14 protein-coding genes are annotated in these 13,940 nt (G+C 42.1%); 1 reads left to right on the top strand and 13 read right to left on the bottom strand.

Annotated features, from left to right (window positions below):
- Positions 1-9: 9 nt before the first annotated feature.
- The 11 genes from NFR62_RS05055 to NFR62_RS05005 form a co-directional block, all read right to left on the bottom strand.
- Positions 10-1,212 carry a nucleotide sugar dehydrogenase gene (locus tag NFR62_RS05055; protein ID WP_251546483.1) on the bottom strand — a complete coding sequence of 401 codons (1,203 nt, stop codon included), beginning with the start codon at positions 1,210-1,212 and terminating at the stop codon, positions 10-12.
- Positions 1,212-1,994, bottom strand: coding sequence for a glycosyltransferase family 2 protein (locus NFR62_RS05050; protein WP_251546318.1), 783 nt, complete (start codon positions 1,992-1,994; stop codon positions 1,212-1,214). Before NFR62_RS05050 ends, NFR62_RS05055 begins: the two co-directional genes overlap by 1 nt.
- A gap of 3 nt (positions 1,995-1,997) precedes the next feature.
- Complete coding sequence (locus tag NFR62_RS05045; protein WP_476748510.1) at positions 1,998-2,684, bottom strand: sugar transferase; 687 nt, start codon at positions 2,682-2,684, stop codon at positions 1,998-2,000.
- Positions 2,674-3,885, bottom strand: a complete 1,212-nt coding sequence (locus NFR62_RS05040; protein ID WP_251546320.1) for a DegT/DnrJ/EryC1/StrS family aminotransferase — start codon at positions 3,883-3,885, stop codon at positions 2,674-2,676. Before NFR62_RS05040 ends, NFR62_RS05045 begins: the two co-directional genes overlap by 11 nt.
- A 1-nt stretch (position 3,886) precedes the next feature.
- A complete protein-coding gene (locus NFR62_RS05035) occupies positions 3,887-4,162 on the bottom strand; it encodes a hypothetical protein (RefSeq protein ID WP_251546323.1) in 276 nt (91 codons plus the stop codon).
- Positions 4,159-7,275, bottom strand: a complete 3,117-nt coding sequence (locus NFR62_RS05030; protein ID WP_251615237.1) for a Helicase associated domain protein — start codon at positions 7,273-7,275, stop codon at positions 4,159-4,161. Before NFR62_RS05030 ends, NFR62_RS05035 begins: the two co-directional genes overlap by 4 nt.
- Before the next feature lie 193 nt (positions 7,276-7,468).
- Positions 7,469-8,422, bottom strand: a complete 954-nt coding sequence (locus tag NFR62_RS05025; RefSeq protein ID WP_251546327.1) for a tyrosine-type recombinase/integrase — start codon at positions 8,420-8,422, stop codon at positions 7,469-7,471.
- A 184-nt stretch (positions 8,423-8,606) separates the two neighbouring features.
- Positions 8,607-8,942, bottom strand: a complete 336-nt coding sequence (locus NFR62_RS05020; RefSeq protein ID WP_251546329.1) for a type II toxin-antitoxin system RelE/ParE family toxin — start codon at positions 8,940-8,942, stop codon at positions 8,607-8,609.
- Positions 8,929-9,222 (bottom strand): type II toxin-antitoxin system RelB/DinJ family antitoxin, encoded by a 294-nt coding sequence (locus NFR62_RS05015; RefSeq protein WP_251615235.1) that lies wholly within the window; start codon positions 9,220-9,222, stop codon positions 8,929-8,931. The genes NFR62_RS05020 and NFR62_RS05015 overlap by 14 nt, the downstream gene beginning before the upstream one ends.
- A gap of 142 nt (positions 9,223-9,364) precedes the next feature.
- Positions 9,365-9,649, bottom strand: coding sequence for a hypothetical protein (locus NFR62_RS05010; protein WP_251615233.1), 285 nt, complete (start codon positions 9,647-9,649; stop codon positions 9,365-9,367).
- Positions 9,649-10,659, bottom strand: coding sequence for an AAA family ATPase (locus NFR62_RS05005; RefSeq protein WP_251615231.1), 1,011 nt, complete (start codon positions 10,657-10,659; stop codon positions 9,649-9,651). The genes NFR62_RS05010 and NFR62_RS05005 overlap by 1 nt, the downstream gene beginning before the upstream one ends.
- Before the next feature lie 225 nt (positions 10,660-10,884).
- On the opposite strand from NFR62_RS05005, the gene NFR62_RS05000 reads away from it, so the two are divergent.
- The gene (locus tag NFR62_RS05000; RefSeq protein WP_251615229.1) at positions 10,885-11,211 is read left to right on the top strand and encodes a hypothetical protein; all 327 of its coding nucleotides are present in this window, start codon (positions 10,885-10,887) and stop codon (positions 11,209-11,211) included.
- A 303-nt stretch (positions 11,212-11,514) separates the two neighbouring features.
- Here NFR62_RS05000 and NFR62_RS04995 read toward each other — a convergent pair whose 3' ends face one another.
- Positions 11,515-12,201, bottom strand: coding sequence for a hypothetical protein (locus tag NFR62_RS04995; RefSeq protein ID WP_251615227.1), 687 nt, complete (start codon positions 12,199-12,201; stop codon positions 11,515-11,517).
- A 150-nt stretch (positions 12,202-12,351) separates the two neighbouring features.
- Complete coding sequence (locus NFR62_RS04990; protein ID WP_251615224.1) at positions 12,352-13,938, bottom strand: recombinase family protein; 1,587 nt, start codon at positions 13,936-13,938, stop codon at positions 12,352-12,354.
- Positions 13,939-13,940 lie beyond the last annotated feature (2 nt).

Genomic DNA, 13,940 nt, shown 5'->3' with positions numbered 1-13,940 from the left:
TTTCAATATTTAATCCCTACTATAAATATCCCTAGTATAAATCTTACCTACCACATTTTTTAACTGATTCTCAAACCGATTGGTAACGATTATCGTGGACTCCGACTTAAAAATATCAATATTTTTTATAACACTGCAATTCATATAAACGCTCGATGAAAGCGTTGGCTCATAAATACAAACCGTTATGCTACACTTTAACAACCTTTCTATTATTCCTTGTATGGCACTCTGCCTAAAATTATCAGAACCAGATTTCATTGTAAGTCTATAAATTCCAACAACGGGTTTATCGGATTTTTTACTTTCCAGAAATCTTATTATATCGCTTGCTATAAAATCTTTTCGTGTTTCGTTTGCTTGAACGATTGCACTAATCAAATTCTCCGGCACATCTTTATAATTCGCCCTAAGCTGTTTGGTATCTTTAGGCAAGCAATAACCGCCATAACCAAAAGATGGATTATTATAATAATTGCCTATTCGTGGATCATAACCTATGCCCTCAATAATTGATTTTGTGTCCAACCCCTTAATTTCGGCATAGGTGTCCAATTCATTAAAGTAAGACACGCGCAACGCTAAATAGGTATTAGCAAATAACTTCACAGCTTCGGCTTCGGTCGCTTGCATAATCAATGTGGGAATTTCTTGTTTAATCGCACCCTTCTGTAATAGTCGTGAAAATTTCTCTGCTTGTGTTTTCATGTCATCTACGCCTTGTGGACTGCCCACAATAATTCTCGACGGATACAAATTGTCATAAAGAGCTTTTCCCTCTCTCAAAAACTCGGGCGAAAACAAGATTTTATTGTATTTATATTTTGCGATTATACTTTCCGTATAGCCGACGGGAATCGTAGATTTAATTACAATTGTTGCATTGCGATTGACGGCAAGCACAGTTTCTATAGCATTTTCTACGGAACTTGTATCAAAATAGTTTTTCTCGTCATCATAATTTGTAGGCGTACTTATAATGACGAATTCGGCATCGCGATAAGCCGACTCGGCATCGGTAGTTGCCGTTAAATGCAAATTTTTTGCGGTCAAATATTCCTCAATTTCTTTATCAGCAATTGGGGAAATCTTATTGTTTATTTTTTCTACTTTTTCGGGAACAATATCAACTGCTACTACTTCATTATGTTGCGATAGTAATATTGCATTTGCCAATCCCACGTAGCCCGTTCCAGCGACAGCTATTTTTATCATTTTACTCCCTCGTTTATTACGTACTTCTTCTTTTTCTTGAACACTTTTGCGATATTTTTTATCATACAAAAAAACGCACTTATCGGATTTCTGTTATCCCCGATGCGATATAATTTATAATGATATTTCACAAGACTCCATTTGCCTTGATGTGAGATAGAGCCTTTTCTAACTCTATATGCCGCTAACAACTCGTCAAGATAATATGCATCGGCAAACTTACGAACTTTTAACCACATAGCATCGTCATTGCGTTTTCTAATAGACTCATCGATTTGAATAACCCCCACCGTTTCAGCATCATACATAACCGTCAAACAGCCCAAATAACAACAACAATACTTCATCTTCCTTTTTGAGATTTTTGGCGGTCCTATAACTACCTTTCCTAACGGTTGAGATTGTTCATCGATCTGCTTATATTTTGTAAACGTAAATTTGTACCCATTTTCAACCATAAAAGCGAGTTGTTTTTCAAGTTTTTCGGGAAACCATATATCATCACTGTCAAGAAATGCTATCCATTTACCTGTTGCTTCCCGCAACGCCCAATTTCGGGAAGACGCCGCACCGCTGTTTCTTTCATTGATAAACAACTTAATTCTATCGTCATTTTTGCAGTAATTCTTTATTATTTCCACCGAACTGTCCGTTGAACAATCGTCAACTATCAACAATTCCCAATTCTCATAAGTTTGCGCCAAAACAGAGCTTATCGTTTCTTCGATAAACTTTTCGCAATTATAATTGGGCATTATGATTGAAACTTTTCCGTACATTCTCTACCTCTTTAGCACCGCACCTACGGTTTGAAACATTGTGCCTATATCTCGCCAAAAGCCGTATTTGCGTAAAGCCCGTAAGTTATATTCCATCTTGCCGGGAAGCACCTCGTTTACATACGTTTCATCGGTGTTTTCGGCATTTTCGAGCAACTTATCTTCGTCCTTATACTTAATGCTTGCAAGACTCGTAACCCCTGCGGGAAGCAGTAAAGTTGCTTTCATTTCGTCGGTATACTGCTCCACATATTTCGGCACTTCCGGGCGTGTGCCTACGAATGTCATAGAACCCAAGAATACATCAAAAATTTGTGCGGTTTCATCCAATCTTAGGTGTCTGATTTTGCGTCCAAGCCTTGTTATTCTATCGTCGTTCGCTACAGTAACGTCATTGCCCGTTTCATCATGCACATACATCGTTCTGAACTTATGAATACGGAATCTGCACCCGTACTGCGTTACTCTCTCTTGCCTATAAAACACGGGTCCTTTCGAATCGCACTTAATCGCTATCGCGAGAATCAAATACAACGGCGACAAAAGTATCAGCATCAATAACGACACTACAATGTCAAACACGCGCTTCCAAAACAACGAAAAATTCTTTTTGCGAAGCATTAACCAATATTGATATACTGCGTCATTCTTCATTTCTTCGGGAATTTTTTTCCATTTCTTAATCAGCATACAAATACTCGGTAACGATTTCGCAATAGTTTTCGATGATATAATCCACTTCCACATCGGTAAGACAAGTGTGTAGCGGTAAAGTGATTTCATTTGCAAACTGCGCATAAGCATTCGGATAATTTCGTATATCGAACCCCATTTGCTTATATGCCGTGTGCATAGGCAATGGCTTATAATGCACGTTACAAGCGATTCCCTTTTGCGCCATAAGAGTGATGATTTCACTGCGCTGTTCGGCTGTTATATTCGGTACTCGCGTTATATACAAATGCCCCGACGAAGTATGCTCGTCCGTATAATGCGGCAAAGCCTTTATGCCGAGCGGCTTAAACGCTTTATCGTATTTTTCGATAATTTCGCGCCGCCGCTTTAACATTTGCGGATAACGCTCGAACTGCGCCAATCCCATTGCCGCCGCAACGTCGGTCATATTGCACTTATACCAAGTACCGATAATGTCGTACTCCCACGCGCCGAGCTGTGTCTTTGCAAGCGCGTCCTTATTCTGCCCGTGAAGCGACAGCAGTTGCAGTTGCTTATAAATAGCCTCGTCGTCAATGCCGTCGATATGCTTCCAAGTAAGCGCACCGCCCTCGCCTGTTGTAAAATTTTTCACAGCATGAAAACTAAAAGACGAGAAATCGGCAATACTCCCCACTTTTTTACCGTGCCATTCCGCGCCGAAAGCATGGGCGGTGTCTGCTAAAACCGCAACTCTGCCGATTGCTTTTTGTATATCGTTATTCGGCACAAACAGATTATTCTTGCGGTTTACAATCTCGAATATCTTGTCGTAGTCGCAAGGCACTCCACCCAAATCAATAGGAATAATGGCTTTTGTACGATCGGTAATCGCGTTTTCCAATGCCTTATAATCCGGTTCAAGACTGTCTTTTTGTGTATCCACAAGGATGAGCTTTGCCCCGACATGACATACAACCGATGCCGACGCGGTGTATGTATATGCCGATGTAATCACCTCATCGCCTTCGCCGATCCCGAGGACGCGCAAAGCCATTTCGGCACAAGCCGTTTGCGAATTAAGACAAACGCACTTAGGCGTTCCTACATATTCCGCAATCTTTTTTTCGAGTTTCTTTACTCTCGGTCCGGTTGTTATCCAACCCGAACTCAAGGCCTCGGCAACCTCTTTTATTTCTTTTTCGGATATATCGGGTGGCGAAAATTTAATATTCATATCACACACCGTCCTCAAATTTATACCCGTGCTTTTCTAAATCACTGTTGCCGATTATCTTATTTATAAGATCATTGGTATAGGCTATCGTAACAGTTTTGTAGCCAAGTGATTTTAATTGCTCTTGTGTTTCTGCTTGTCCCTCCGCAACACAAATAAACGAATCGTTGTCAGTAGGAAAACATTGAATACTCTCTGTTTCTGCCGTAAACAGTTGCAATAGTAACTTTTTTATTTCGGCAGTACACTCGCCGATAATCAATAGTTTTTCATTCATACGCTCGCCACCGCCTTTCTGCTTCTGTTTTCTATACGCACATCGGGTAAAACGATCACGCCGATAGCAACCAACTTCAAAATCTTCTCTTGCGAAAGTTTTCCTTTCTTAAAACTCTTTCGTTGCTCGCAAACCCAAGACTGCAAATCGACACCGTTTATTCTCGTTCCGCGCGGAACACGGATATGCCCGTTTTCTTGCCAATAACGCAATACCTGTTCATATCCTCTCGTCCAAGCATACTCAGCGACATCCCACACCATACCGATAGAATCAAGGTGCTCAATCTGTTCCACACTCAACCGTCTATACTTATCATCGCTGTCTTTATTGTTTCGTTGATTGGCAATCCAATTGCCGAGTTTATAACCATCGTCGCAAACATAACTTATAGGCAAAAGCAAATCGCCATATTTAACGGCATACTCCTTCGCATGAGAAAAACCGATTTCCCACGGATCGTCGAACTGCCAAACCATGCCGATCGTTTCGAGTTTTTGTATCTGCACTTGCGTGAGTTCGCCGCTTTTATATGCTTTTCGCTGACGGGTAATCCATATTTGCAATTTCTTCCCGCTTACCGTTCTATACTCGCCCGGAATATTCAAATGCTTATTTTCGGCATAAAACCTCTCGGCTTCCGCATACATTTCTTCCCATGCCGCGTCGATTCTTCTTTTACTGCCGAGTTCCCAACATATTCCTATCGATTCGAGTTTTACAATCTGTTCGTGGTCAAGCATTCTTGTCCCGCGATTTCCGTTATAAATCTGTTTCTGTTCATTGAGCCATTTGTTGAGCCATATACCGTTTACTCTATACGAATACGGTACATTCAAATGCCCGTATTCTGTATAAAAATCCAACGCAACGGCAAACGCTTTATCCCACGACTTTTCTTTATTCCAAACAAACCCCAAACTGTCAAGCCGCGCTTTACGCTCATCTGTTATCTTGTCAACACGTTCTCTTTGGTCGCATACCCATGCGCCAAGCCTATATCCGTCATTCGTAACATACGTCGTCGGTACGTCGGCATTACCGTTTTCCTCATAATACGCTTGCAAATAAGCGTATCCTTTCTCCCACGCTCTGTCGAAACGTGGCGTCCATATTATGCCGATTTCGTTTAATGCGTCGATTTGCGCCTGCGTGAGCTTATATGATTTATTGGTTCCGCGATAGGCATTGCGAAGATTGCAAAGTATGATTCCGAGCTTAATTCCATCGCTCGTAACATAACTTATAGGCACGTCGAGATTGCCATGCTCTGCATAATAATCTCTCGCGGCGGCGTAGTTGCGCTCCCATAACATATCCGGGACATCCCACACCATGCCTATCTCGTCAAGCGCGGCAATGCGTTCTTCGGTCAAATAATTGGTTTGTGCGCCGTTTTTCCTATAATTGCGCAAATTCGTTATCCAAGCGCCGAGTTTGATACCCGCTTCTGTCGTATATGTGGCAGGAATTCTTAAATCGCCGTATTCGGCATAATACGCTTTCGCTGCAGCATAGTTCTTCTTCCAAGACAAGTCTTTATAGCCATCCCAAACCATGCCGATACTATCGAGCTTTGCTATCCTATCCTCGCCGAGTATTCCGAACTGCTCGCCGCGCCGCACTTTTCTCTGCGTGGCAAGCCAATGCCCGAGCGAATACCCTTGCTCGGTCTTGTACTTTGTCGGCGCTTCGAGATTGCCGTGTTGTTCATAATACTTTTTCGCCTCGGCGAACATATAGTCCCACGACGCGACAAGCGTATCGTTGAGCTTTTCAAACAGTTCAATGCAGTCGCGCACCTCGTCCACAACTTTAAACGAGCTGTTGACTATCTCGCTTTCAAGTCCGCGCTCGCGGTAGTACGTCATAACAACTTGCATTTCGTCTTGAATTGTGCCGATAGAATACAAATTGTCTATATTCATCACAACATCGAAAATAACGGCATTCGTCGTTTTGCTTGCCGACAGAGCGCGTCCGATTTGTTGCTTATAAATAATGGGCGATACGGTCGGACGAAGCAAAATAACGCCGCTTACGTCCTCGACGTGAACGCCCTCATTGAGCATATCTATACAGAAAAGCAATTTGAGGTGAGTGCTGTCGTCTTTCTTGAAATTGGCAAACGCTTTGCTCGTTTCGGGATCGTCGGCATACGCCTTGTAAACGTGCAGCTCGCTGTCTATGCCGCCGAACCACTCCTGCACGTGCGACACCATTTCGTCCATATGCTCGACGTTCGCGCAAAACACGATATACTTGCCGTTTTGATTCGGGATATGCTTGTTGAATATCTCGGGAAGTCCGTCCGCTTTATCCAAAGCTCTGCGTAACGCTTCGAGATATTTCTCGCCGCTGTCGCGCACCGCCTTGTTTTTTGCGTGGCGAACACGATAGGCGTACTTATCCAAATCCTTTTGATATTGGAACACCGAAAGCACATACTTAGGTGGATTGAGTATACCGCGCACGATTGCTTCGCCGAGCGTCATTTCGCTCGCCATATTGCCGTCAAACAGCTCGTCTGCCATATCGCGTTGGTTGTCGAGATAGCGGATATTGGTCGCCGAAAGTCCGAGCACGGGAATATTCGGATATGCGCTTAATACATTCTGAACGCCTTTTCCCCACACTTCTGCGCCGCAACGATGAAACTCGTCGAGAACGATATAATCGGGTTTTATCTCGGCAATCTCGTCTGCTCCCATATACATGAGTTTCGCATAGGTATAGAATATAATATTATTCGGACAATAGCCATTCGACACAGCTTTCAGATTTTCGACTTGCGTTTTGAAAATGTATTCGGACGGAGAAAGCCACAGTACGCGCTTATCTTCGTTATCCTCGCACAACTTAAAGGCAATAAAAGACTTACCCGACCCCGTGGGATGGATAATCGCCGCTTTGCCCGTTTCGGCTAACATTTCGACCGCCGATTCGTAGGCTGTTAAGTTGTGTGGGAATAAATCTATCATAATCAAATAAAAATGGTATGCTTCGCCGTTTCGCACAAGGTCTTGGACGAAAGCATATCCGATATATCCGCCGCGTTTTGCGTCGAGTCCTTGCCTACGAACGCTCCGCACGGGTTCATAATAGGTGTACAAAACACACTCGCAAACATCCACCTAATAAAATAATAGGCGCACATTCACGGTATTATTATACCTTATTATGACTCAAAAATCAATAGATAATAGGCATTCACGGAAAAATTTTTGCAATAAAGTTCAAATACGTTCTTTTAGGCGGTCGTTACGGCAAGAAAACGACCGCCTATTATTTTATTAGGCGCACATTTTATATTTCGCCAATCGTTACTCTCGATTTACTTTGCGTTGCATAAATCAATTTACCCAACACATTCATCATCTCTTGTTTATGCTCAACAAGACTATGTACATAACGGTTTAACGTAACCGTCGCGTTCTTATGTCCGAGAATTTCCGACAGCGTTTTCACGTCCATTCCGCACTCAAGTGCCCGCGTAGCAAATGTATGGCGCAAAGCGTGAAAACCTTTATGCTCTATGCCAATCCGATTCAAAAGCCTTTCAAACATTCTCTGATACCCACGCACGGATATATACTTTTCGCCATTCGATACAACAAACCGCGACAGGCTATTCTTTTTCCATTCCTTCATAAACGGCAACAACTGTTTGGGTATGGGAATCATTCTGCGCGAAGTCTCCGTTTTGGGCGAATTCACGCTATTCCCCTTTCCGTCGTGTCGCGTCTTATTTACCGATATGATCCCTTTTTGTAAATCCACGTCCGACCATTCGAGCGCAAGCAATTCTCCTATTCGAAGTCCCGTATAAAGACATAATATAACACCGTATAATTTGCTTTTGTACCCGTCTAATATCGCTTGTTCAATCTGCCGCTGTTCTTGCTTCGTAAAGCAAACGACTTGCTTTTCTTTTACTTTTGGACGTTTGATTTTATCCGCATTATACTCGGGAACAATCCCGATCGCAAATGCCGATTTTAGCGAATTTTGAATAACGGTAATAATTCCGTTTACCGAATTGGACGAAAGTCCCGTTCCGGTTTTCAAATTCCCGCCGCTTAATAATTCGGTAACGAATCTTTGCAAAACGAGTGGCGTCAATTCGCCTATTTCATAACTGCCGATTTTCGGAATAATATGTCCGCGTACAATTTCCGAATATCTTATATACGTCTTGCTTTTCGTTGTCGGCTTAACATAACATTCAAGCCATTCGTTTAACCATTCTTTGTATTGCATAAAGTTTATCTCCTATCGTAGACTATAATAATTTTAATATAAATTCGGATTTTCTTTAATCTCGGAAATGCAAAAAAAGCCGCAGGTCATTTAATGACTTACGGCTTCCCATATTTTAATATTCAATTTTAATTACAAATCGGTAATGTTGCAACAATCACCGAATCTTTTGTACTCAATCGATTTAGAGCCTTTTCAGCAATCGCGCTACAACGTCGGACGGCGCATATAACGCTGCCATTACACGCACTTCCCGCACATCTTCCGCAACTTTATAAATTAGCACAAAATTATTCACATCGGCACGACGATATTCGTTACCCTGCGCCAATCTTTTATCCTTAAGCGTCGGGAGCGAATAAGGAAACATTGAAACGTTTTCCATTATTTCTACCATATTATCAATCAATTTGTTTGCCGCATCGGGATTGCATAATTCGTTAGATATATAGTTTAATGCCTCTTCAATGTCTTGCTCCGCTTGCGGCAAGATGACTCTTTTGTATTTACACTCTTCCATACTTGGATTTCATCTCCGCAGCAAAATCATCGAAATTTCTCATTTGTCCCGCTTTCTCCTGCGCCTCGGCATTACGGAGTTTCCTTGCAAGTAATTCGATTATTTCGTCATCGCTTGCTTTCGAAACCGTGGTAAGTTCAAATGGTATACCCTTTTCTCTTATTGCCGCAAGCAAAAACATATTGACCGCAGTCGTCATATCCAAACCCATTTGCCCGAATATACTCTTTGCCGCATCTCTTACGTCCGTATCAACTTTTATATTCATATTTGCCTTCATAATAGCCCTCCATTTATAGTATATTGTCATTATAGCAAAATATGCGCCCAATGTCAATACATTAGACGCAAATTTGTTTTTAATATTTTCATGGATACTAAATTGTAATTTTAAGTGAAAAATTGCTTTGGTTTCTTATATGTTATTTTTGTTCCCCATAATGAATGTACTCGTCCGCATATATTCTCTTAAGATCCCAATTCTTGTATGTACTCGCCAAATAGCTATAATGCTCTTGCTGCAAAACTATCGACGACACCTGCTCGTCATTATCCGTCGAAACCCGGCAGTAGGCGCATACGCGCATAGGACGGCCGTCTTCCGTCAGACTTACCTTTTCTTTTGCGGGAATAAACCGCTTTTCAACTTGTGCATCATCGATTTTATATGCTTGGCGTAATTGTTCTCTATTTTCGCTGTCAGCCATTAGTATGCCTCCGTTAAATCGTCATCGTCATCATCGTCTTCATCGTCGGTATTAATTACCCAATACCAACCGTCTTTTCTTTTAACCGAATCAATATTTAGTTTTGATTTCGCCATATTTAATGTTCGCTTGGATATTCCTTGCTGTTCGCAATAGCTTATGAGTTCATTTGCCGCACAACTGCCGCCGCCTATCTTTTCCTTAATAATAGTTATAGCTCTGTCGAGCTTGGAACTACCCTCTTCGTATGTTTCATCGAGGACTTGCTCGGCTGTCATTTTGCTTTTTCGAATCCAAGTAATCTCCGAGTGCTCCTTAATAGTAAAAAGGATCGATTCGCCTATCGGCGCGAGATTATTTTTAACGTGCGCAAGAACACGAATTTCCGACTGATTCTTTAGACGCGATACCAATAAAACGCTCCGTGCGGCGGCAGCGATATCTATTGAGCCCAACCCTCGATAAAGTCCTTTGCAATTTGACTTTGTCATATGTCCTATCATTATAATGGCGCAATTCCGCCTCTTGGCAAGTGTAGCAAGTTTATTCATTATAGGCCGAGTCGCCCCCGCCCTATTCATATCGGTATTACTACCCCAATAGGCTTGTACGGGATCAAGGATTACAACCCTCGCTCCCGTTTCTTCTATTACTTTATCGAGTCGCTCATCGCCGAGCTCAACCGCATTATCATCTTCATCAATATACTTTACACGTTCGAGATTCGCCCCACACGCCGCTAAACGCGGAACTATGGTATCGTCTATCCCATCCTCATTGTTTTGATATATTACCGTTATCGGTGCGCTCGGAGCTTTATCAAGTGGCATTGTTCGTCCCGATGAAATTACCGCCGCCAAGTTAATAGCCACGGTTGACTTTCCCTCGCCGGGATCGCCCTGTATTATGGTAATTTTTCCGAAAGCTATGTACGGATACCAAAGCCACTCTATTTTCTTGGCAATTACTTGCTTATATGATTTTACCGAATACGGTTGTTTTATATCCATAATACCTCCTTCTCGCAGCCTACAATAATTTTACCATGTCATCATAAAAAACCGCTAATACATTTGTCAAAATGCATCCCGAAAAAACCATCAATAATTTTACATATGTAAAAAACTTTTTTATTCTCAATACTCAATACGCTTTGTTTTGCCGCGCTTTTGTTTTACAAATTATATTACAGCACAATCTCCCATTTGTGCAAGTAATATTAAAGGTGACACACTATGGACAACAATTTGGAGTATTGGACTTCGGACAGATTCTTCTCAAGACTTGAATTCTTTCTTGAAAAGAAAAACATCACACTCAACCAACTGAGTCAAACTGCGGAGACAAGCTTGTTTTCACTTTATCAAGCGCGACGGCGCAAATCTCTCCCTACTTTCACTTCTATCTGCTGTATGTGCGATGCACTTGAAATCGACATTTGGGAGTTCTTCGATGTTAAAGAAGAACATTCTTTGGAGATGGACATTGTAATGTCGCAAATGCCGAAATTGAAAAAAGAAAGCCAAAACATTTTGGCGCAATTGGCTATGCTTTTGCCCTGATTCACTCATACTGCACTCTTGCATTCTTGCATCCTTACTGTACCATACAAGCCGATTTTAGGCATTTTTACCGCTATTCGATGGATATAGCGACAGTTTTAGGTTGCAGTAAATTCCAAATTTTTGCAATGTAGTCAAAAGAAAATAGCCATCGCTCGAATGGAGACAATGGCTATATTTTCATTTGTAAACAGACAATTTCTTTGTGATGGCGGATCTTTGATTGCTCGATATTGATTTTTGTCGGCAGTTTTGTTGAAAGTATTTTCATATTCTACCTCGATAAGTTATGGCGATTCGGCATTAATCATAGTAATAATCGTCATCATCGTCATACTCGTCATCATCGGGGAGATTGTTATATACATTATTAACTGCTTCATTATACAGCGAGAACGAGTGCTTATTATTATCCCGATTTTTGTTTTTGAGATTCAAATATTCATCGCGCACGGCGTTCCACCCGTTTCGGTACTCTCTAATGGCGGCTATTTTATCTTCGATATTCTTACTTAATCCACGAATTTCGAATACATATTGCCCTTGCCCTTTGTTGTGTTTTAAGTAGTAATACCCGTTTTCAACTCTACCCCTATCGTAATAAATAATGGCAAAATCACAGCTATGCACGATTCGGCTCTTTTGCTTATCCACTACCTTTATCGTTATAGCCGATGTTGAGTCTTGCGGATCGCTATATTGTGTTCCCTTCAATGCCTTGCGAAAAGCATTCATAAACTGTTGCTTTACCACATCGGCTTTATAGTAATAACCTTGTTGCGGTGCCGGGATGATTAGGTTGTAATCAAAGTCATATCCGCCGTTCCCGCCGACAATACGCGTCACAAGGTGGCGTTGGCCGCTCCCAATAAGGTGGTACTGAAAAGTCGTATCGTATTCTTTTCGCATTATAGATTGTACTTTAACTATAATCTTTTCAAGCTCGATTTTGACTGGTTTGTACTCGGCTTTTGTTACATATTCGTACATAATAAATACTCCTCTTTGCCCATGCCTCCATTCAGCGTTAAATCACCAAATCATAATATAATACCACTTTTTTTTTGAATTTGTCAACACCTTAAACGAAATTTGTGCGAATTTTTACGAAAAACGCCTTTTTGTATATTTTAGTTATCGCTACATATCCTCTTTAATATCGACGCCGCACTTAAACTGAAACTCCAATTCGTGTTTGCCGTTGACTTTGATTACATCGACGATATGTCGAATAACCGCATCATCCATATAATCCACTCGCGGATTTGACAACAGCGCAAGCGCATCATCTAATCGTTTTTGTGCCAACTGGCTCTCGATGTTCCGCACCTTGACCTCGGACTCTTGCCGTTCGAGTTCCACTATTTGATTGCTAAGATCGGCGTATCTTGTTTCGTATTCGGCTAACGGTATATTCCCGTCGCGCTTGTCTTTGAAAAGCTCCAGCACCTTTTTACGTGTTCTTATCAGTTTTTCCTCTATGTTGTCCAAGCTTTGCGTATCGGGTAAGTCGAGGCCTTCTTTTGTTGCGGCTTTTACGATTTCCAATATCTCTCCTGCGTCGCCTAACAACCGCCCGACGGCGCGTTTATACGCATCCAATATGTCGGTTTCTTTTAACGGTTTCATATCACACGCCGCCCGATTTTTTTGGTGCGTTACGCAAACCCATGTCGGCACATATTCCCCGCTTGCCAATGCTCGACCAAATCGCCGCAGTTTTGCACCGCATTGACCGCACACAAGCAGCCCGCTTAATACGTACTTTCTGCTGTATTTTCCCTTACCCGTCTTCACGGAGGAGCGCAGTGTGTTGCGTCGCAATTTTTCAGCCTGCACCAAGTCGAACATCTCTTGGGAAATAATGGACGGATGGCTGTTTTTTACTTCATAGCTCGGTGCTTGCCCCTCGTTCTTCAATCTACGCTTGGAGAGAACATCGGGCTTAAATGTCTTTCCGAGAATAGCATTCCCCGTATATTTTTCATTCGAGAGAATGTTGATTATAGCGTTTGCTTTGAATTCGTTGCCGCGCTTTGTCCTTATCCCGGCAGCATTTAGTTCGTCGGCGATTTGTCTTACGGAATCGCCCGAAAGGTAATTACGGAATATTCGCCTAATTATTTCAGCCTCTTCTTCGACTATAACGTACCCATCACCTTCTTTACGATAACCTAAAGATAGCGGATTGATGAGTACCTTCCCATCCTTGAATCGTTTTTGATACGCCCATTTTATATTTGTCGACATTGTGCGACTTTCCTGCTCTGCCATTGCCGCAAGAATTGTTATAAGCACGTCACCGCCTGCTGTCATCGTGTCTATGTTTTGCACTTCGAAATATACGCTGACGCCCAATTCTCGCAACTCTCGAATATATTTTAACGTGTCTACGGTATTTCTGCCAAACCGCGATATGGATTTTACGAGTATGCGGTTTATCTTTTTTTCGCGGCAATCGGCTATCATTCGCATGAATTCTCTCCGCGTCTCGGCTTTCGTTCCCGACACACCCCAATCGGCATATCCTTGGACATAGTTCCACTTGGGATTGGATAATATTATCTCTTCAAAGTGTGCCTTTTGACGTTCATAGGAGTCCTCTTGTTCTTCGCTCTCCGTGCTGACACGCGCATAATATGTAACATTCTCCTTGGCTGTGACCGCCGTCATATTCGGGCGGAACAGCACGGGACGTTCTTGCACGATTCTATTGTTGATTGCCATTA

It is taken from the genome of Pumilibacter muris, assembly GCF_943193045.1.
Lineage (GTDB): Bacteria > Bacillota > Clostridia > Christensenellales > Pumilibacteraceae > Pumilibacter > Pumilibacter muris.
This window is presented reverse-complemented; position numbering and strand designations above follow the sequence as displayed.

Bases quoted from the DNA above. Each gene is read 5' to 3' on its own strand.
- NFR62_RS05050 (WP_251546318.1), bottom strand. From the start codon at position 1,994: ATGTACGGAAAAGTTTCAATCATAATGCCCAATTATAATTGCGAAAAG.
- NFR62_RS05045 (WP_476748510.1), bottom strand. From the start codon at position 2,684: ATGCTGATTAAGAAATGGAAAAAAATTCCCGAAGAAATGAAGAATGAC.
- NFR62_RS05040 (WP_251546320.1), bottom strand. From the start codon at position 3,885: ATGAATATTAAATTTTCGCCACCCGATATATCCGAAAAAGAAATAAAA.
- NFR62_RS05035 (WP_251546323.1), bottom strand. From the start codon at position 4,162: ATGAATGAAAAACTATTGATTATCGGCGAGTGTACTGCCGAAATAAAA.
- NFR62_RS05025 (WP_251546327.1), bottom strand. From the start codon at position 8,422: ATGCAATACAAAGAATGGTTAAACGAATGGCTTGAATGTTATGTTAAG.
- NFR62_RS05020 (WP_251546329.1), bottom strand. From the start codon at position 8,942: ATGGAAGAGTGTAAATACAAAAGAGTCATCTTGCCGCAAGCGGAGCAA.
- NFR62_RS05015 (WP_251615235.1), bottom strand. From the start codon at position 9,222: ATGAAGGCAAATATGAATATAAAAGTTGATACGGACGTAAGAGATGCG.
- NFR62_RS05010 (WP_251615233.1), bottom strand. From the start codon at position 9,649: ATGGCTGACAGCGAAAATAGAGAACAATTACGCCAAGCATATAAAATC.
- NFR62_RS05005 (WP_251615231.1), bottom strand. From the start codon at position 10,659: ATGGATATAAAACAACCGTATTCGGTAAAATCATATAAGCAAGTAATT.
- NFR62_RS05000 (WP_251615229.1), top strand. From the start codon at position 10,885: ATGGACAACAATTTGGAGTATTGGACTTCGGACAGATTCTTCTCAAGA.
- NFR62_RS04995 (WP_251615227.1), bottom strand. From the start codon at position 12,201: ATGTACGAATATGTAACAAAAGCCGAGTACAAACCAGTCAAAATCGAG.
- NFR62_RS04990 (WP_251615224.1), bottom strand. From the start codon at position 13,938: ATGGCAATCAACAATAGAATCGTGCAAGAACGTCCCGTGCTGTTCCGC.